Here is a 17537-nt window from a genome sequence, read left to right on the forward strand (position 1 = left end):
CGGGCCGCCCGCGCGTGCGTCGCCGCCGCGCTGGAGGCGCTGCCCCGGCTGGGCGCGGCCGGGCTGGTCCCGCTGGTGGGCGCGTACGCCGACCGCTACGTCGACCAGGGCCGCACCCCCGCCGACGATCACATGTCCCGAGCGGATGACATTTCCCGAGCCAAGGAGAACCTGACGTGGCCCCGATGAAGCCACTGGACACCACGCCACCGGACACCACGCCACCGGACACCGTGCCACCGGACACCGTGCCACCGGACACCGTGCCACCGGACACCGTGCCACCGGACACCGTGCCACCGGACACCGTGCCACCGGACACCGTGCCACCGGACGCCATGGACGAGCACGCGCTCAAGGAGCTGATCGCCGACGAGCTGGGGCGGGTCCGGGACCGCAGCCTGGGACTGACCACCGAGGTGCTGGACGAGGCCGAGCTGACCAGCCAGGTCTCGCCGCTGATGTCGCCGCTGGTGTGGGACTTGGCGCACGTCGGCAACTACGAGGAGCTGTGGTTGCTGCGCGAGGCCGCGGGCATCGAGCCGATGCGGCCCGAGATCGACACGCTGTACGACGCGTTCGAGCACCCGCGCGCGGAACGCCCTTCGCTCCCGCTGCTGCCGCCGGGCGAGGCGCGCGCGTACATCGAGACCGTGCGCGCCAAGGTGCTCGACTCCCTGTCGTCGGTGCGCTTCGACACCGACGCGCCGCTCACGTCGGGCGGTTTCGTGTACGGGATGGTCGTCCAGCACGAGCACATGCACGACGAGACCATGCTCGCCACCCATCAGCTCCGCAAGGGCGCCCCGGCCCTGCTCGAACCACCCGGCGAGGCAGTGCGGACATCGCCCGCCGGGGGTGAGGTGCTGATCGAGGCAGGACCGTTCCAGATGGGCACCTCCGGCGACCCCTGGGCCTACGACAACGAACGCCCTGGGCACATCGTCGATCTGCCGTCGTACTACATCGACGCCGAGCCGGTGACGAACGCCGCGTACCTCGCCTTCATGGAGGCGGGCGGCTACGACGACCCGCGCTGGTGGGACCCGAAGGGCTGGGAGTGGCGGACCGCCGGAGGCAAGCAGGCCCCCGCGTTCTGGACCCGCGAGGGGACGGGATGGGTGCGGCGCCGCTTCGGCCGTACCGAGCCGGTGCCGCAGGCTGAGCCGGTTCAGCACGTGTCCTGGTACGAGGCGGACGCGTACGCCCGGTGGGCGGGCAAGCGCCTGCCGACCGAGGCCGAGTGGGAGAAGGCGGCGCGCTGGGATCCTGCCGCCGGCCGTTCCCGCCGCTACCCGTGGGGCGACGTGTACGAGGACGGCCGGGCCAACCTCGGGCAGCGCATGCTCAGGCCGTCGGAGGCCGGCTCGTACGAGAAGGGCGCCTCCGCGTACGGCGTCCGGCAGATGATCGGCGACGTGTGGGAGTGGACGTCCTCGGACTTCCACGGCTACCCGGGGTTCCGCTCGTTCCCGTACAAGGAGTACTCGGAGGTCTTCTTCGGCCCTGACTACAAGGTGCTGCGCGGCGGGTCGTGGGCGACCCATCCGCTGGCCGTCCGGGGCACGTTCCGCAACTGGGACTATCCGATCCGGCGGCAGATCTTCACGGGCTTCCGCTGTGCCCGGTCGGCGGGTGGGAGCTGATGTGCCGTCACCTTGGTTACCTCGGACCGGCACGCACGCTGGCCTCGCTCCTCTACGAGGGGGAGCACTCGATGGAGCGCCAGTCGTACGCGCCGCGCATGACCCAGGGCAACCTGCTCAACGCCGACGGCTACGGCATCGGCTGGTACGAGGGCGACGGCGGGGCCAGGAGATTCCGGAGGGCGCAGCCCATCTGGACGGACGTCTCGTTCCGCGAGGTCGCCGGGGTCGTCCGGGCGAGCTGCGCGATGGCCGCGCTCCGGTCGGCGACCACGGGGTTCCCGGTGGACGAGTCGTGCGCCCAGCCGTTCCGGGCCGGGGCACGGCTGTTCAGCCACAACGGCAAGGTCGAGGGATTCGCCGGAGTCGAGAGCAAGCTCCGGGAACTGGCGGGTGATCTCGCGGAGGTGCCCGACGCGCGGGCGCCGGTCGACTCGGCGCTGCTGTTCGCCTTCGCCGCCCGGCTGTGGCGCGAGGGCGCGTCCCTCGGCGACGGCATCGCCGACGTGGTCCGTTCGGTGTCCGGGCTGGCCCCGGGCCGCTACAACCTGCTCGCCTCCGACGGCACCGCGCTGGCGGCCACCACCTGGGGCGACTCGCTGTTCGTCAGGACGGCCGGAGAGGCGATCTGGCTCGCCTCCGAACCCGTCACCGAGGAGCCCGGCTGGGAGGCCGTGCCCGAACGTTCGCTCGTGACCGCCGACCTCGCGTCCGGCGTGCATGTCTACCCGCTCTGAGAGGGATTCGTGGATCAGTATCTGACCGCTGACGACCTTGCCAAGACGCTTCGCCAGGACGTACGGGAAGGCCTCACCGGCACGCCGAAGACGCTGCCGCCCAAGTGGTTCTACGACGAACGGGGCAGCGCGCTCTTCGAGGAGATCACCCGGCTCGGCGAGTACTACCCGACCAGGCGCGAGCGCGAGATCCTCATCACGCGGGCACCGGAGATCGCCGCAGTGACGGGCGCGGAGACGCTGCTGGAGCTGGGCGCGGGCTCTGGGGAGAAGACCCGGCTGCTCCTGGCCGCGCTGAGTCCCACGCTCCGCTCGTACGTGCCGGTGGACGTGAGCGGGGACTTCCTGACCGAGGCCGCCGGGCAGATCGCCGCCGACCATCCGGGGCTGACCGTCCGGCCCGTCGTCGCCGACTACGAGCAGCACCTGCATCTGCTGCCCGGAGGAGACCGGCGGCTGATCGCGTTCCTGGGCGGCACGATCGGCAACATGGCGCCGGCGACCCGGATCGGGTTCCTCGGCGGCGTGCGCGCCACGATGGGGCCGGACGACGCGCTGCTGCTCGGCGCCGACCTGGTCAAGGACGAGGAACGGCTCGTCCGCGCCTACGACGACGCGGCGGGGGTCACCGCCGAGTTCAACCGCAACGTGCTGCGCGTGATCAACCGTGAGCTCGACGCCGACTTCGTGCCGGAGTCCTTCGAGCACGTCGCGCTCTGGAACGCCGGCGACGAGTGGATCGAGATGCGGCTCCGCGCCACGCGAGACCAGACCGTCCGGGTGGGCGGGCTCGACCTGGAGGTCGCGTTCGCCGCCGGGGAGGAGATGCGGACGGAGATCTCCGCGAAGTTCCGTCCCGAACGCCTGGAGGCCGAGCTGGACGCGGCCGGGCTCAAGCTCGCCGAGCTGTGGACCGACGACGCCGGGGACTTCTCGCTCTCCCTCGCCCGTCCCGCCTAGGGCGCCTTGCGAGTCAGCCCTTACGCACGGGGTGCTCCAGGCCGAGGCGCTTGATGTCGGCCACCAGCCGGGTGGCCAGGTAACGATGGCCCTCGATGGTCGGATGCACCCCGTCCGGGCGGATGTAGCCCGGCGCGTTGCCCGTGCCGGTGGCGCGGTTGCCGGTGATCCAGCGTTCGGCGATCGGGTCGATGAACGGGATCTTCAGCTCCTGGGCCACGCCGCGCAGGACGTCGCGGATGGCGAGGGTGGTCGGCAGGGGCGTGTCGTTCCCCCAGATGGGGCCGATCAGCACGATCGGCGTGCCCGGCCAGCGCTGCTTGGCCCGGGTGAGCAGCTCCCGGGCGGCCTGGCCGGTCTGCACGGCGGGGTACTTGCGGTCGTTGTGGCCGCCGGAGACGATCAGCAGATCGGGGGCCGGGCGCCAGCCGAGCTGGCTCTCGAACAGGCCCATGAACGTCTGGCCCGCGGTCCTGGCCCCGCCCTGGGTGGTGCTGCGGCGGCGCGTGCCGGTGGCGACGAAGCCGGTGCCGGCCTTGCCCGCCGCGACGACCTGCCAGCCCAGCAGCCGTGCCGCCGCCGGGGCATAGGTGGTCTCCGGCTGGCTGCCGCGTTCGCCGACCGTGTAGCTGTCGCCGAGGATCATCACGACCGGGGCGGCCGCGGCGGCGGGCGCGCCCGCGCCGGCCCCGTCCCGCGCCTGCCCGTTGCGTGCCTGGCCCTTCTGCGCCTGGGACGCCTCCCGCCTGACGGCGTCGCCGCCGAACTCGCCGCACGCGGTCGCCGGGAGGAGACCGAGGCACAGCGACAGGATCGCCGCGCCGCGGCGGGCGCGGCGAGATGACATGGAAGGACCACCAAATGATTCCGGGAAGGCGTCGCCGCATCTTACCGAGGAGCCGCATAACGCGGGCCTAACGTTGCGAGCGCGGACCCAGGAAACCTTGCCGGTGGCGTCGTCGTCAAAGAACGTTCGCCTGCCGCGTTCACCGACTCGTAAGCGGCCATACCCGGACTTTCCGGTGGTGGTGGCCTGGTCCGGTCGCGGATGACCGGCGTACTGCCTGGTCCCCGTCATAGGCTGGATCGAGGCCCATGATGAACCACCCACCGGAGGCCGCCATAGCGGATGTGATGCTGCCCGGGTCCCGTTCGGCCCGTGAACCCGACCGGGGCATCAAGCGAGGCCGTCATGGCCTGGCGCCGGAGACGGTGGCGGAGAACCAGCGCGACCGGCTGGTCGACGCCTTCGTGGAGGTCGTGGCGGAGCACGGCTACCCCCAGGCCACCATCAGCCGGATCACCCACGCGGCCGGGGTGACCAAGAAGGCGTTCTACGACCATTTCGCGGACCGGGAGGAGTGCTTCCGCACCGCCTACGAACAGGGCACCGACCTGATCGTGGCCCGGGTGGAGGAGGCCCGGAAGGGGGCCGCGTCGTGGACCGAGGGCGTGCTGGCGGCGATGCGGACGTTGCTGGAGATGCTGGCCGGGCAGCCGCGGTTCGCACGGGTGTCGGTGGTCGAGATCAACTCGGCGCCGCCCGGGGTGCGGCGCGGGCGCACGCGCTCCCTGGAGGGCTTCCGCGCCCTGCTGACCGCTCCCGAGCCTGGCGTGGCGGGGGTCCCTGACGCGGTGGCGGACGCGGTCGTCGGCGGGGTCTACAGCGCCATCTACCTGAAGGTCGACGCGGGCCGGGCGGCGGAGCTGCCGGAGCTGGTCTCCTCCCTCACCTATTTCGTGCTGCTTCCCCTGCTGGGGAAGGAAGGGGCCGCTCGGGAGCTGGCGCGGATGGGCCGAGCTCCCTGAGGGCCTCCCCGTGGTCGGTGTAGGGGAGCAGCGTGAAGTAGGTCATCGCCGGGAGCAGTTCGGGCAGCTCCGTGGTCCGGCCGGCTTCCACGTAGTCGTAGATCGTTCCGTAGACCCCGCCGATGATCGCGTCGCGGACCGCGTCCGGGATGCGCGGATGCCCCGGGCAGGCCAGGAACGCCCGGTAACCCGACATCACCCGGAGCCGGGCACGCCGGACCCGGGGGCCGGCCGAGGTGGCCTCGACCACGGACATCCGCGTGAACGCAGGGGCGTCCGCCATGACCTCGAACATGACCCGCAGGCCGGCCCGGATCCCGTCGGGCCAGGACGGCTCCGCCTGGTAGGCGCGGCTGACGCGGGTGTGGAGGACGCCGCAGCCGTGCTCGTACGCCGCGAGGAAGCAGTCCTCCACGTCGGTGAAGCAAGCGTGGAAGTCCTCCTCGGGGAGCCGCGCCTCGGCCGCCACGGCGGCGGCGGTGGTCCGGGCGAAACCCTGCTCGGCGGCCACCTCCACGAAGGCGTTGATGAGGCGAACGCGCCGGTCCGGCTCTTCCGGCATCCGGGCCTCCCGTCTGGCCGACCCCCAGTCCGATCATCCCGCCTACTCAAGCTAGCGGTCGGTGCTCGGTTGTGGCCAGGCGCTAGGCGGGCTCCGGTTCCGCCAGGGGACGCAGTTCGTCGGCGTAGCTGACCGACACGCGGCGCATCACGCCGTCGTCGTCGATCGAGTACTGCCCGAGCCGCCAGAGCGGCGGCGAGTAGGCGTGGATCGAGACGCTCGCCGCGTCCAGGCCGACGAGCCGGTGGATGTGGTCGGCGCTGAACGAGAAGGACGTCCCTGCGGGGATGACCGTCTTGACGTGGGCGCCGCCGATCCGCGGGTTGCACTCCTCAAGCGCGCCCGCGACGACCCGTACGGCTCCCGAGGAGATGTCGTGGTCGTGCCAGCCGGTGTCGTTCTCCGGCGTCCAGCAGAGCAACCACACGTCCACGTACTCGTCGCGGTGCAGTGAGGCGTAGTGCCGCTGCCCGTCGGAGAAGGCGACGTGCTGCCGCCAGAGTTCGGGTTGTTCGGCAAGCCTGTCGACGAGGGCGCGCAGCTCGCGGCGGTCGAGCGGGCGGTCGGGCAGATCGTCGATGCCCGAGCCGGAATCGTCGAGACGCGGGGCGGTGCCCTGGACGCAGGTCGTGACCTCAGGCGGCATTGGTCGGCTCCTTTCCTGTGAGCAGACGGTGTGGGTTGGTCACGCGGAACGCGTGGTGTGCGGCCTCGCCGAGCGCGAGGTCGGTGGGACCGGCGTACGGCCGGTCGGTGCCATGGACGATCACGTCGATGCCGAGCGCGCGGACGGCGGCGTCGACGGCGCGCGGCCCGTATGACGAGGTCTCGACGAACGCGCCGGGGTCGACCTCGCCACGGCCGCCGCCCCGGGCCGCCAGGCGCTCGCCATGCAGGGGCGCGAGCCCGGCGAGCAGCGCGAAGCACACGCGCAGGCGTGGATGGCGCGGCCGGCCGAACGCGCGGAACGCGAACCAGGCGGCGTGCATCTGCTGGACGTACGGCACCAGGGCCGGCCACCATGCCGGGCCGCCGCCTCCAGACGGAACATCGAGGCCGGATGCGGGGCCGGGGTGGACGAAGAGGGGCAGACCGCGCTCGTCGAGGAGGTCGAGCAGCGGGCCGCAACGTTCGTATCCGGCGGCGTCGGCCAGCGCGGCGGCGGGCAACTGGAGCCCGGCGAACCCCTCGTCGAGGACCTCGGCGAGGTGCCCGGCGTCGATGTCCCGTACGGAGGCGGCGGCCCAGGACCCGAACGGGTCGGGCAGCGTCAGGGCCCCGGCGTGGTAGGCGTCCAGCAGCGGCCGGGCCTCGGCGGCGGGGAGCCATTCGATGCCGAGCGGCGACGAGAGCGAGACCAGCGCGAGGTCGAGCCCGTCGGCCTCGGCCTGCCCGGCCCGGACGGCGACGTCATGGTCCAGCGGATCGACCTCGTAGGGCGGCTCTCCCGCCAGGTGCAGCGTCCACCCGTCGAGGTACGGAGGCGTGCGGCGATCGCGGAGGGCCTCGACGAAGGGGGCGCTCCACAGATGCTGGTGCACGTCGACGTGTCGCATATTTCCTGGAAGTGGGTACTGAACCGCATCAGTTAACCGTTTCAGTGAACCGGTTCAGCCGTCGCCGCGTCAAGTCGGATACCGTGGAATCGTCGGCCCGACCCCCTAGGGTTGTGGGGTGCCGAACAGGCGCAAGCGCGCGACGATCAGGGAAGTGGCGCAGGCGACGGGGCTGTCGCCTGCGGCCGTGTCATACGCGCTGCGCGGCATCCAGACCTCCGAGGAGACCCAGGAACGGGTCCGCGCGGCGGCCGAGGAGCTCGGCTACGAGGCACACCCGATCGCCCGGGCCCTCGCCAGCGGGCGCACCGGCATGGTGGGCCTGCTCTGCGGCTCGCTGGGCGACTACTGGCAGCAGTCGCTGGCCGTGGGCATCGGCCGCGAGCTCCTCGCCCGCGACCGCTACGCGCTGATCGTCGACGCGGGCAACGACCCCGGCCGCGAGCTGGCCCTGGCCCGCCAGCTGCGCGACCAGCGGGTGGACGGGCTGATCGTGCAGCCGCTCGACCCGTCCGCCGAGCTCTGGGCCGAGCTGGCCGAGTCGACCCCGGTCGTGTCGATCGGCGACGCGCTCCGCGGCGACCACTCCCAGGGCGAGGTCGTCTTCGACAACCGGCGGGGTGTCACGCTCGCCCTGGAGCACCTCCACTCACTCGGCCACCGCCGCGTCGCCGTGTTCAGCCCCACCCTCGCCGGCACCCCCGACCGCCCCGCCGACGTGCACGTGAACGCCGAGGCCGAACGGCTGGGCCTGGAGGTCGACCTCATCGTCGCCCCGCAGAGCCTGCCGGAGGCGACCGAGGTGGCGACCCGGGTGCTGGCCGACCGCGACCGGCCCTCCGCGGTCTTCTGCTTCTCCGACTCGATCGCCTACGGGGTCTACGCGGCGACCCGCGAGCTCGGTCTGGCCGTTCCCGGCGACGTGGCGGTCTGCGGTTACGACAACCATCCGATGTCGGCCCTGCTCACACCGCCGCTCACCACCGTCGACTGGGACATCGACGGCATCGTGGCCGCCGCCGTCCGGCTGGTCGTCGAGGTCATCGACGGCACCCCGCGCCGCCGCCGGGTCGTCCGCGAGCCCAACCTCCGCGTCCGCGCCTCCACCGGCTGATCACCGCGCCGGGGCCTAGGCGCTGGACGAGGGCCTAGGCGAGGAGCCGGGCCAGGTGGGGGAGAAGGTCGGCGGCCATGGCGATGTCGGCGTCCAGCGGGCGGTCCTCCATCCGCGGATCGAGGATTCCGGTGGCCAGGTCGTGGGCCGCCTTCAACGGCCCTCCCGAGGGGATCCTGCCCTGCATGCGCAAGGCACGGGTGGCGGCGACGAGTTCGCAGCCAAGCCCGATGCGGTACGCGGCGAGCGCGTCGGTCGTGGCGCGGGCCGACTGGGTGGAGAAACCCGCGTGCTCCTCCACGCCCCGCGACAGCACGGCGCCGCCGAGGGCGGCCGGGGTCGCGTAGCGGCGGACGTCGGCCAGGGCCGAGTGCGCCACGTACTCCAGGACCATGATCCCGGAGGAGGCCTCGGTGGCCGCCTGGAAGGGCGGCAGGCCGGTGAAGGACGGCTCGGTGAGGGTGCCGAGGCGTGCCGTGGAGAGCGCCATGGTCTGGAAGAGCGCCGCGCGGGACGAGTCGAGCGCCAGGCCGACGTAGGCGGTGTGGAAGTTGCCGTTGTGCCAGACCGTGCGGCCCGCCCGGTCGATCAGGGGGTTCTCCGCCGCGGCGTTGATCTCGCGGGTGATCACGTCCTCGGCGTACAGGGCGCTCTCCCGGGCCGGGCCGTGGACCTGGGGGAACGCGCGGTAGCCGTACGGGTCCTGGATCCGGGCGGGTTCGGCGTGGTCGAAGGCCAGCAGCATGCGCATCGTCGCGGCCACCTCGGCCTGGCCCGGATGCGGGCACGCCTCGTGCACGTACGGCGCGTACGGCTCCTCCGACCCGCGTACGGCGAACAGTGAGAGCGCCGCGACGACCGTCGAGGCGTCGAGCAGCATGCGCAGGTCGGTCGCCGCCAGCGCCGCCTCGCCCAGCGTGGCCGCGTTCGAGCTGATGAACGCCAGCGCGTCGGCCGACCGGAGCCGGAACCCCGGCCCGCGTTCCTGCCCGCCGTCCGGGCCGGACAGCCAGGAGCGCTCGCCGAGCAGGCACAGCGCGGTGGAGGCGAGCGCGGTGAGGTCGCCGGTGCCGATCGCCCCGTAGACGGGGACGGGCGGCAGCAGCCCGAGGTTGAGCACGTCCGCCAGCGGCTGGAGGACGCCGGGGTCCACGCCGGAGCCGCCGGCCGAGATCTGGTTGAGCCTGATGAGCACCATCGCCCGGACGATCTCGGGCGAGACCAGGGGGCCCGCGCCCGCGGCGTGGCTGCGGAGCAGGCGGAGGCCGTGCGCGTCGGCGTCCTCCCACTCGACGTCGACGACGCGGTTGGCGCCGACGCCGGTGGTCCGGCCGTACACGGGGCGCGCCTCGGCCACCTCACCGGCGATCCGCCAGGCCTCCCGCGCGCGCTCGACGCCCTCGGTGGCCACGGCGACCGTCACGTCGCCGCGCGCGACACGGGCCACCGTGGGGCAGGTCAGGGTGGTGCCGTCGATAACGATTCGGCTGTCGTCCACGGACAAACGTTACTTTCCGTAGTAATCAGATCGATATGCTTTGGAAGCGATGTCCGGGCACGGACGGGGCATTGGGCCGAGGATAACGATTGACTACTGTGGGGTACGAGGCCGAACCCGATCTTCTTGCATCCCTGACCACGAGCGGAATGACGGCGTTGCACCGACGCCCGGCGAGGACGTGAACCGTTTGATCACCTTTGAGGGCGTGACCAAGCGCTATCCGGACGGCACCGTCGCCGTCGACACCCTGGACCTGGAGATCCCCGCCGGGCGGATCACCGTGCTGGTCGGCCCGTCCGGCTGTGGCAAGACCACCTCCCTCCGCATGATCAACCGGATGGTCGACGCCACCGAGGGCGTCGTCGCCGTGGACGGGAAGAACGTGCGCGAGATCGACCCGCCCACGCTCCGCCGCGGTATCGGCTACGTCATCCAGCAGGCCGGGCTCTTCCCGCACCGCACGATCGTCGACAACATTGCGACCGTGCCGTTCCTGCTCGGCTGGGACAAGAAGAAGGCCCGCGCCAGGTCGCACGAGCTGATGGAGCGCGTCGGGCTCGATCCCAAACTGGCCAAGCGCTATCCGGCCCAGCTGTCGGGCGGGCAGCAGCAACGCGTCGGCGTGGCCCGGGCCCTCGCGGCCGACCCGCCGATCATGCTGATGGACGAGCCGTTCAGCGCGGTCGACCCGATCGTGCGGGCCAGCCTCCAGGACGAGTTCCTCCGGCTGCAGAACGATCTGGAGAAGACGATCGTCTTCGTCACCCACGACATCGACGAGGCGATCAAGCTCGGGCACAAGATCGCGGTCTTCCAGGTGGGCGGCAAGCTCGCGCAGTACGCCACCCCGGAGGAGATCCTGGACGCCCCGGCGGACGATTTCGTCAGGGACTTCCTCGGCGGCGAGCGCGGCATCAAGCGGCTGCGTTTCTTCCAGGAACTGGACGCCGAGGAGGCCGCCGAGCAGGCTACGGAGCAGGCCGCTGAGCAGCGTGCCGCTGCCGACCGGCCCGAGGCGGGCTCGACGGCGGCGGAGCGGTGAGCCCGATGTACGCGGCCCTGGCGATCGGGGACGGCGAGCCGCTGATCCGGTGGGACTGGATCGCGCGCAACTGGGACGACGACATCCTCGAGTCGCTCAAGGAACACCTGATCCTGTCGTTCACGCCCATCCTGCTCGGCTTTCTCATCGCGCTCCCGCTGGGCATCGCGTGCGCCCGGTGGCGGCGGTTCTACCCGCCGGTGCTGGCGGTCACCAGCGTGCTGTACGCGCTGCCCGCGATCGCGCTCTTCGTGGTGCTGGTCGCGTTCACCGGGCTGACGTACACGACGGTGATCATCCCGCTGACCCTCTACACCCTGTCGGTGCTGGTGCCGAGCGTCGTGGACGGCCTCGGCTCGGTGCCCGACCACGTGCGCAAGTCCGCCACCGCCATGGGCTTCGGCGAGACGCGCCGGATGGTGCAGGTCGAGCTGCCGATCGCCGTGCCGGTCGTGATGGCCGGGCTGCGGGTGGCCACGGTCTCCAACATCAGCCTGGTCAGCGTCGGGGCGATGATCGGGATCGGCGGGCTGGGTGAGCTGTTCACCGACGGCCTGCGGCGCGACTTCCCGACGCCGCTCGTCGTGGGGATCGTGCTCATCATCGCGCTGGCGTTCGTCTCCGACATGGTGCTCCTGCTGATCCAGCGCCTGCTCACCCCATGGGAACGCACCCGCGGCGCGAGCAAACGGGAGAAGGAAGTGCTCGCGACAGGAGGTGCCGCGTGAACGCGATCCTCAACGCGCTGGAGTGGTTCGGCCGGTCCGAGCAGTGGAGCGGCGTCGACGGCATCCCGAACCGGCTGCTCGAACACCTCTGGTACTCGCTGCTCGCGTTCGCCCTCACCGTCCTGATCGCGCTGCCGCTCGGCCTGCTGCTGGGCCACGTGCGCCAGGGCCGGCTGGCGGCGGTCAGCGGCTTCGTGGTGACCTCCTCGGCCAACGCGGCGCGGGCCCTGCCCACGCTCGGCCTGCTCATCCTGGCGGTGATCCTCACCTCCGCGGGCGATCTGGTCCCCATCCTGATCCCGCTGGTCGTGCTGGCGGTCCCACCGGTCCTGGTGAACGCCTACGCGGGCGTCCAGCAGGTCGAACCCGGGCTGCGCGACGCGGCGGAGGGCATGGGCATGACCGCGCCGCAGGTCATCCTGCGGCTGGAGCTGCCGGTGGCGCTCCCGCTCGTCCTGCTGGGGCTGCGCACGGCCGCGATCCAGATCGTCTCCACCGCCACGCTGGCGGCGTACGTCGGCCTGGGCGGCTTCGGCCGCTACATCGTCGACGGCTACGCCCGCCAGGAGTACGACCGAATGGCCGGCGGCGCCATCCTGGTCGCCGTGCTCGCGGTGGTCATCCAGCTCGTCTTCACGGCGCTACGCCGCTTCGTCGTCTCGCCGGGGACCCGGCTCCAGTACGCCGGGTCCTGACCACGGCATCGAACGGGCTCTCCACAGGCCCTTGAGGAAGGAACGAGATATGTCCCGGTTCATTCGAGGCGCCGCGCTCGCGCTGGCCGCCACGCTGGCGCTCGCCGCGTGCGGCGGCGACGACGGCGGCGATCCGCTCAAGGGCGGCGACAAGGGCGGTGCCGGGGGGACCATCACGGTCGGCTCCGCCGACTTCGCCGAGAGCGAGGTCATCATGGAGATCTACGCGCAGGCCATGGAGGCCAAGGGCATCAAGGTCGAGCGCAAGCCCAAGATCGGTGCCCGTGAGGTCTACTACGGCCAGGTCGAGAGCGGCGCGATCCAGGTCTTCCCCGAGTACAACGGCGCGCTCCTGGCGCGGGTCGACAAGACCAGCACCGCCTCCACGACGCAGGAGGTGGACGCCGCGCTCAAGGCCAAGCTGCCGGCCGCGCTGGAGATCCTCCCCGCGTCCAAGGCGGAGGACAAGGACGCCCTCGTGGTGACCTCGGACACCGCGACCAAGAACAACCTCAAGACCATCGAGGACCTCAAGGCGGTCGCCAAGGACATGGTCGTCGGCGGCCCGCCGGAGTTCAAGACGCGCCAGCAGGGCATGGTCGGGCTGGAGAAGGTCTACGGCCTGAAGTTCAAGGAGTTCAAGTCCCTGGACACCGGGCCGATCACCCTGTCCAACCTGACCAAGGGGCAGATCCAGGCCGCCAACCTCTTCACGACCAACCCGGCGATCGCCAAGGAGAAGCTGGTCGCGCTGGAGGACCCCAAGAACGTCTTCGGCGCCCAGAACGTCCTGCCGCTCGTCTACAAGTCCAAGGTGAACGAGACCGCCCGTGCCGCGCTCAACGCGGTCTCGGCCAAGCTCACCACCCAGGACCTCATCGACATGAACGGCAAGATGAAGACCGAGAAGGCCGACCCCGAGGACGTCGCCAAGGAGTGGCTCCAGAAGTCGGGCCTCGTCTGATCCTCGGTCTGATCCTGGCAACACTCGCAGCGCCCTGAACGGCCGTGCTCCACCGGGAGCGCGGCCGTTCATCTTTCGGGGATGTGACCGCCGAGGCGGGTGGTGAGGTCGGCGGCGGCGGCGCGTACGTGGGTGGCGAGCTGGGGCCAGGTGTCCTGGGGGCGCTTCTCCCGGCGGAACGTGACCGTGATGGCCGCGGTGGGGTGACCGGTGTGGTCGAACGAGCAGGCGGCGATGCTCGCGAAGCCCTCGGTGACGTAGCCGTCCTCGATCGACCAGCCGCGCCGGGCTTCTTCGGCCAGTTCACGGCGAAGCTCCCGCAGGGATGAGGGTCCATGGCCCGTCCGGTCGACGAACGGGCCCGGGAAGATCGCGCGGACCTGGGCCGCCGGCAGGTGGGCCAGCATCGAGCGGCCGCTCGCCGTGAGCTGCGCGGGGATCCGGACCCCGACGTCCGTCACGAGGGTGGCGTGCCGCCGCGGTTGTTCCTTCAGCAGGTAGAGGGTCTCGGCGCCGTGCAGGACGCCGAGCTGGGCGATCTCCCCGACGCGGTCGACCAGCCGCCGCAGCAGGGGGCGTGCGAGGCGTTCGAGCGGGCCGTGCCGCAGGTAGGCCGAGCCGATCTCGAACGCGCCGACGCCCAGGCCCCAGCGGCGTTCCTCCGGCAGGTAGGCCACGAAGCCGTCCTCGGCCATGGCCGTGAGCAGGTGATACGTGCTCGACCGGGGCAGGTCGAGGGACCGCGCGATCGTCGAGGCGGGGAGAGGACCGGCGGAGCCGGCCAGCAGCCGCAGCACGGCGAGGGCACGGCGGGCGGCAGGAACCTGACCCATGCTCCCCTCCTTCCGTATTCAACCCATTGTCTCGTATTTCAGACACAACGGCCGCCCGAGGTCTACGGCGGAGCCGCTCTGGGCGATCCAATGGTGGGTATGAGTTTCGGCATGGTGGACACGAACATCGAGGTCGGACCGGAACCTCTGACCTTCGATCAGGTCGTCGCGGTGGCCCGCGACGGCGCAACGATCACGCTCACCGGTGAGGCGCTCAAGGGGATGGCGGCCACCCGGGCGCACATCGACGAGCTGTCCGCCCGGCCGACGCCCGTCTACGGCGTCTCCACCGGCTTCGGCGCGCTGGCGACCCGGCACATCGCCCCCGAGCTGCGCGCCAAGCTGCAGCTCAACATCGTCCGCTCGCACGCGGCGGGATCGGGTCCGGAGGTCGAGCGCGAGGTCGTCCGGGCGATGATGTTGCTGCGCCTGCGCACGCTGGCGTCCGGCCGGACCGGCGTGCAGCCGGTGACCGCGCAGACCCTCGCGGCGCTGCTGAACGCGGGCATCACGCCGGTCGTCCACGAGCACGGCAGCCTGGGCTGCTCCGGTGACCTGGCGCCGCTCGCGCACGTCGCGCTGGCGCTGATCGGCGAGGGGTTCGTCCGGGACGCCGCGGGTGAGCTGAAGCCCACGGCCGACGCCCTGGCCGAGGCCGGGATCTCGCCGGTCGCGCTCGGCGAGAAGGAGGGGCTCGCGCTCCTCAACGGCACCGACGGCATGCTCGGCATGCTGGTGCTGGCGATCCGCGACCTGCACCGGCTGCTCACCGCCGCCGACGTGGCGGCCGCGATGACCGTCGAGGCCCTGCTGGGCACCGACCGGGTCTTCGCCGCCGACCTGCAGGACCTGCGCCCCCACCCGGGCCAGGCCACCTCGGCCGCCAACCTGCGTGCTCTGCTCGACGACTCGGAGATCATGGAGTCGCACCGCGGCCCGGACTGCACCCGCGTCCAGGACGCGTACTCGCTGCGCTGCTCCCCCCAGGTCAACGGCGCCGCCCGCGACACCCTCGCGCACGCCGAGCTGGTCGCCTCCCGCGAGCTGGCCTCCGCCGTGGACAACCCGGTCGTGCTCCCCGACGGCCGCGTGGAGTCCAACGGCAACTTCCACGGCGCCCCCGTGGCGTACGTGCTGGACTTCCTGGCCATCCCGGCGGCCGACGTGGCGTCGATGTCCGAGCGCCGCACCGACCGCATGCTCGACAAGGCCCGCTCGTTCGGGCTGCCGCCGTTCCTGGCCGACGACCCGGGCGTAGACTCCGGCCACATGATCGCCCAGTACACGCAGGCCGCGATCGTCTCGGAGCTGAAGCGTTTGGCCGCTCCCGCCAGCGCGGACTCGATCCCCAGCTCGGCCATGCAGGAGGACCACGTCTCGATGGGCTGGAACGCGGCGCGCAAGCTGCGCAGGACCGTGGACGGGCTCGCCCAGGTCGTTGCCATCGAGATCCTCACCGCCGCCCGCGCCCTCGACCTGCGGACGCCGCTGCGGCCCGGCCCGGCCACCGGCGCGGTGGTCGCCAAGCTGCGCGAACGGGTCCCCGGCCCCGGCCCCGACCGTTACCTGGCGCCGGAGATCGCGGCCGCCACCGAACTCGTCCGGAACGGCGATCTTGTCGCCGCCGCCGAAAGCGTCATCGGCCCGCTCTCCTGAGTCGGCCTCTTCACCCTGAGCCTCCATCTGAGAAGGAGCACCCCATGTCTGGTCCCCGCCCCGTGCGCGCGCCACGCGGCACCTCGCTGACCGCCGCGAAGGGCTGGCCGCAGGAGGCCGCGCTGCGAATGATCCAGAACAACCTCGATCCCGAGGTGGCCGAGCATCCCGACGAGCTCGTCGTCTACGGCGGGACCGGCAAGGCGGCCCGCAACTGGGACTCGTTCGACGGCATCGTCCGTTCGCTGAGCGGCCTGGAGGGCGACGAGACGCTGCTCGTCCAGTCCGGCAAGCCGGTCGGGATCTTCCGTACGCACGAGTGGGCGCCGCGCGTGCTCATCGCCAACTCCAACGTGGTGCCGCAGTGGGCGAGCTGGGAGGAGTTCCGGCGGCTGGAGTCGCTCGGGCTCACGATGTACGGCCAGATGACCGCCGGGTCGTGGATCTACATCGGCACCCAGGGCATCCTGCAGGGCACGTACGAGACGTTCGCCGCGGTGGCCGAGAAGCGCTTCGGCGGCTCCCTCGCCGGGACGATCACGTTGACCGCCGGGCTCGGCGGCATGGGCGGCGCCCAGCCGCTCGCCGTCACCATGAACGGCGGCGTCGCGATCTGCATCGAGTGCGACCCGTCCCGCATCGACCGCCGCGTCGCGCACCGCTACTGCGACGTCCGCGCCGACTCGCTGGACGAAGCACTCCGCCTGGCCGAGGAGGCCAAGGCGGCCCGCCGCCCGCTCTCGATCGGCGTGCTCGGCAACGCCGCCGACCTCGTGCCGGAGCTGCTGCGCCGGGGTGCCCCGATCGACATCGTCACCGACCAGACCAGCGCGCACGACCCGCTGATGTACCTGCCGCGCGGGGTGGCGTTCGAGGACATGGCGGCCGAACGCGACAAGGACCGCGAGGGCTTCATCGCCAAGGCCCGCGAGTCGATGGCCGCGCACGTCGAGGCCATGGTCGGCTTCCAGGACGCGGGCGCCGAGGTCTTCGACTACGGCAACTCGATCCGCGGCGAGGCACAGCTCCACGGCTACAGCCGGGCCTTCGACTTCCCGGGCTTCGTACCCGCGTACATCCGGCCGTTGTTCTGCGAGGGCAAGGGCCCGTTCCGCTGGGCCGCCCTGTCCGGCGACCCCAAGGACATCGCCCGCACCGACCAGGCGATCCTCGACCTGTTCCCGGACAACGAGCCGCTGACCCGGTGGATCAAGATGGCGGGGGAGCGGGTGCACTTCCAGGGCCTGCCGTCCCGTATCTGCTGGCTCGGCTACGGCGAGCGCGACAAGGCGGGCGCCCTCTTCAACGACCTCGTCGCGCGCGGCGAGATCAGCGCGCCGATCGTGCTCGGCCGCGACCACCTCGACACCGGCTCGGTCGCCTCGCCCTACCGCGAGACCGAAGGCATGCTCGACGGCTCCGACGCGATCGCCGACTGGCCGCTGCTGAACGCGATGCTGAACACCTCGTCCGGCGCCACGTGGGTGTCGATCCACCACGGGGGCGGCGTCGGCATCGGCCGTTCCATCCACTCCGGGCAGGTCTGCGTCGCCGACGGCACGGCGCTGGCGGGCGAGAAGCTCCAGCGCGTCCTGACCAACGACCCGGGCTCCGGCGTCATGCGGCACGCCGACGCGGGCTACGAGCGGGCGAACGAGGTCGCGGCCGAACGCGGCGTCCGCATCCCGATGTCCGAGCGCTGATCGACGCAGGAATCTGATCGACGCAGGAATC

The 17537-nt window shown here is 71.8% G+C and carries 16 protein-coding genes and 2 pseudogenes; 12 read left to right on the plus strand and 6 right to left on the minus strand.

Annotation, left to right across the window (positions count from 1 at the left end):
- The 4 genes and pseudogenes from F8566_RS37830 to egtD all read left to right on the plus strand — a co-directional run.
- Positions 1–189 (plus strand): annotated as a pseudogene (locus tag F8566_RS37830) (hypothetical protein); the annotation flags it as partial.
- 149 nt (positions 190–338) lie between these two features.
- A complete protein-coding gene (egtB, locus tag F8566_RS37835; RefSeq protein WP_151567332.1) occupies positions 339–1646 on the plus strand; it encodes an ergothioneine biosynthesis protein EgtB in 1308 nt (435 codons plus the stop codon).
- Positions 1646–2383, plus strand: coding sequence for an ergothioneine biosynthesis protein EgtC (egtC, locus tag F8566_RS37840; protein ID WP_151566988.1), 738 nt, complete (start codon positions 1646–1648; stop codon positions 2381–2383). Before egtB ends, egtC begins: the two co-directional genes overlap by 1 nt.
- Before the next feature lie 9 nt (positions 2384–2392).
- The gene (gene egtD, locus F8566_RS37845; protein ID WP_151566990.1) at positions 2393–3343 is read left to right on the plus strand and encodes an L-histidine N(alpha)-methyltransferase; all 951 of its coding nucleotides are present in this window, start codon (positions 2393–2395) and stop codon (positions 3341–3343) included.
- Between the two features lie 13 nt (positions 3344–3356).
- Here the strand turns inward: egtD and F8566_RS37850 are convergent, their stop codons facing one another.
- A complete protein-coding gene (locus F8566_RS37850) occupies positions 3357–4190 on the minus strand; it encodes an SGNH/GDSL hydrolase family protein (RefSeq protein WP_151566992.1) in 834 nt (277 codons plus the stop codon).
- 248 nt (positions 4191–4438) lie between these two features.
- Here F8566_RS37850 and F8566_RS37855 point away from each other — a divergent pair, with 248 nt between their 5' ends.
- Positions 4439–5152, plus strand: coding sequence for a TetR/AcrR family transcriptional regulator (locus tag F8566_RS37855; RefSeq protein ID WP_151566994.1), 714 nt, complete (start codon positions 4439–4441; stop codon positions 5150–5152).
- Here F8566_RS37855 and F8566_RS37860 read toward each other — a convergent pair.
- The 3 genes from F8566_RS37860 to F8566_RS37870 form a co-directional block, all read right to left on the minus strand.
- On the minus strand, positions 5073–5714 hold the full coding sequence (locus F8566_RS37860) for a hypothetical protein (RefSeq protein ID WP_151566996.1): 642 nt from the start codon (positions 5712–5714) through the stop codon (positions 5073–5075). The genes F8566_RS37855 and F8566_RS37860 overlap by 80 nt on opposite strands.
- Positions 5715–5796: 82 nt before the next feature.
- Positions 5797–6360, minus strand: a complete 564-nt coding sequence (locus F8566_RS37865; protein WP_151566998.1) for a cysteine dioxygenase — start codon at positions 6358–6360, stop codon at positions 5797–5799.
- Complete coding sequence (locus F8566_RS37870; protein ID WP_151567000.1) at positions 6350–7270, minus strand: amidohydrolase family protein; 921 nt, start codon at positions 7268–7270, stop codon at positions 6350–6352. The genes F8566_RS37865 and F8566_RS37870 overlap by 11 nt, the downstream gene beginning before the upstream one ends.
- Positions 7271–7388: 118 nt before the next feature.
- On the opposite strand from F8566_RS37870, the gene F8566_RS37875 reads away from it, so the two are divergent.
- Entirely contained in the window at positions 7389–8384 is a 996-nt protein-coding gene (locus F8566_RS37875) for a LacI family DNA-binding transcriptional regulator (protein ID WP_151567002.1), read from the plus strand.
- Positions 8385–8418: 34 nt separating this feature from the next.
- Here F8566_RS37875 and F8566_RS37880 read toward each other — a convergent pair whose 3' ends face one another.
- On the minus strand, positions 8419–9882 hold the full coding sequence (locus F8566_RS37880; protein ID WP_151567004.1) for an aromatic amino acid ammonia-lyase: 1464 nt from the start codon (positions 9880–9882) through the stop codon (positions 8419–8421).
- Between the two features lie 190 nt (positions 9883–10072).
- On the opposite strand from F8566_RS37880, the pseudogene F8566_RS37885 reads away from it, so the two are divergent.
- From F8566_RS37885 to F8566_RS37900, 4 genes and pseudogenes are all read left to right on the plus strand, one after another.
- Positions 10073–10876 (plus strand): annotated as a pseudogene (locus tag F8566_RS37885) (ABC transporter ATP-binding protein); the annotation flags it as partial.
- Positions 10877–10932: 56 nt separating this feature from the next.
- Positions 10933–11655, plus strand: a complete 723-nt coding sequence (locus tag F8566_RS37890) for an ABC transporter permease (RefSeq protein WP_192810070.1) — start codon at positions 10933–10935, stop codon at positions 11653–11655.
- Positions 11652–12350, plus strand: a complete 699-nt coding sequence (locus tag F8566_RS37895; protein WP_192810071.1) for an ABC transporter permease — start codon at positions 11652–11654, stop codon at positions 12348–12350. The genes F8566_RS37890 and F8566_RS37895 overlap by 4 nt, the downstream gene beginning before the upstream one ends.
- A 49-nt stretch (positions 12351–12399) precedes the next feature.
- Complete coding sequence (locus F8566_RS37900) at positions 12400–13314, plus strand: ABC transporter substrate-binding protein (protein WP_151567008.1); 915 nt, start codon at positions 12400–12402, stop codon at positions 13312–13314.
- 68 nt (positions 13315–13382) lie between these two features.
- Here F8566_RS37900 and F8566_RS37905 read toward each other — a convergent pair whose 3' ends face one another.
- On the minus strand, positions 13383–14147 hold the full coding sequence (locus F8566_RS37905; RefSeq protein WP_151567010.1) for an IclR family transcriptional regulator: 765 nt from the start codon (positions 14145–14147) through the stop codon (positions 13383–13385).
- A 99-nt stretch (positions 14148–14246) separates the two neighbouring features.
- Here F8566_RS37905 and hutH point away from each other — a divergent pair, with 99 nt between their 5' ends.
- Together hutH and hutU are read left to right on the plus strand one after the other, a co-directional pair.
- Entirely contained in the window at positions 14247–15803 is a 1557-nt protein-coding gene (gene hutH / locus F8566_RS37910; RefSeq protein ID WP_404800383.1) for a histidine ammonia-lyase, read from the plus strand.
- A gap of 44 nt (positions 15804–15847) precedes the next feature.
- Positions 15848–17506 (plus strand): urocanate hydratase, encoded by a 1659-nt coding sequence (gene hutU / locus F8566_RS37915; RefSeq protein WP_151567012.1) that lies wholly within the window; start codon positions 15848–15850, stop codon positions 17504–17506.
- The last annotated feature ends 31 nt before the right edge of the window (positions 17507–17537 follow it).

Source organism: Actinomadura rudentiformis (assembly GCF_008923185.1).
In the GTDB taxonomy this organism is placed as follows: Bacteria; Actinomycetota; Actinomycetes; order Streptosporangiales; family Streptosporangiaceae; genus Spirillospora; species Spirillospora rudentiformis.

Bases quoted from the DNA above. Each gene is read 5' to 3' on its own strand.
- egtB (WP_151567332.1), top strand. From the start codon at position 339: ATGGACGAGCACGCGCTCAAGGAGCTGATCGCCGACGAGCTGGGGCGG.
- egtC (WP_151566988.1), top strand. From the start codon at position 1,646: ATGTGCCGTCACCTTGGTTACCTCGGACCGGCACGCACGCTGGCCTCG.
- F8566_RS37850 (WP_151566992.1), bottom strand. From the start codon at position 4,190: ATGTCATCTCGCCGCGCCCGCCGCGGCGCGGCGATCCTGTCGCTGTGC.
- F8566_RS37855 (WP_151566994.1), top strand. From the start codon at position 4,439: ATGATGAACCACCCACCGGAGGCCGCCATAGCGGATGTGATGCTGCCC.
- F8566_RS37860 (WP_151566996.1), bottom strand. From the start codon at position 5,714: ATGCCGGAAGAGCCGGACCGGCGCGTTCGCCTCATCAACGCCTTCGTG.
- F8566_RS37865 (WP_151566998.1), bottom strand. From the start codon at position 6,360: ATGCCGCCTGAGGTCACGACCTGCGTCCAGGGCACCGCCCCGCGTCTC.
- F8566_RS37870 (WP_151567000.1), bottom strand. From the start codon at position 7,270: ATGCGACACGTCGACGTGCACCAGCATCTGTGGAGCGCCCCCTTCGTC.
- F8566_RS37890 (WP_192810070.1), top strand. From the start codon at position 10,933: ATGTACGCGGCCCTGGCGATCGGGGACGGCGAGCCGCTGATCCGGTGG.
- F8566_RS37900 (WP_151567008.1), top strand. From the start codon at position 12,400: ATGTCCCGGTTCATTCGAGGCGCCGCGCTCGCGCTGGCCGCCACGCTG.
- F8566_RS37905 (WP_151567010.1), bottom strand. From the start codon at position 14,147: ATGGGTCAGGTTCCTGCCGCCCGCCGTGCCCTCGCCGTGCTGCGGCTG.
- hutH (WP_404800383.1), top strand. From the start codon at position 14,247: ATGAGTTTCGGCATGGTGGACACGAACATCGAGGTCGGACCGGAACCT.
- hutU (WP_151567012.1), top strand. From the start codon at position 15,848: ATGTCTGGTCCCCGCCCCGTGCGCGCGCCACGCGGCACCTCGCTGACC.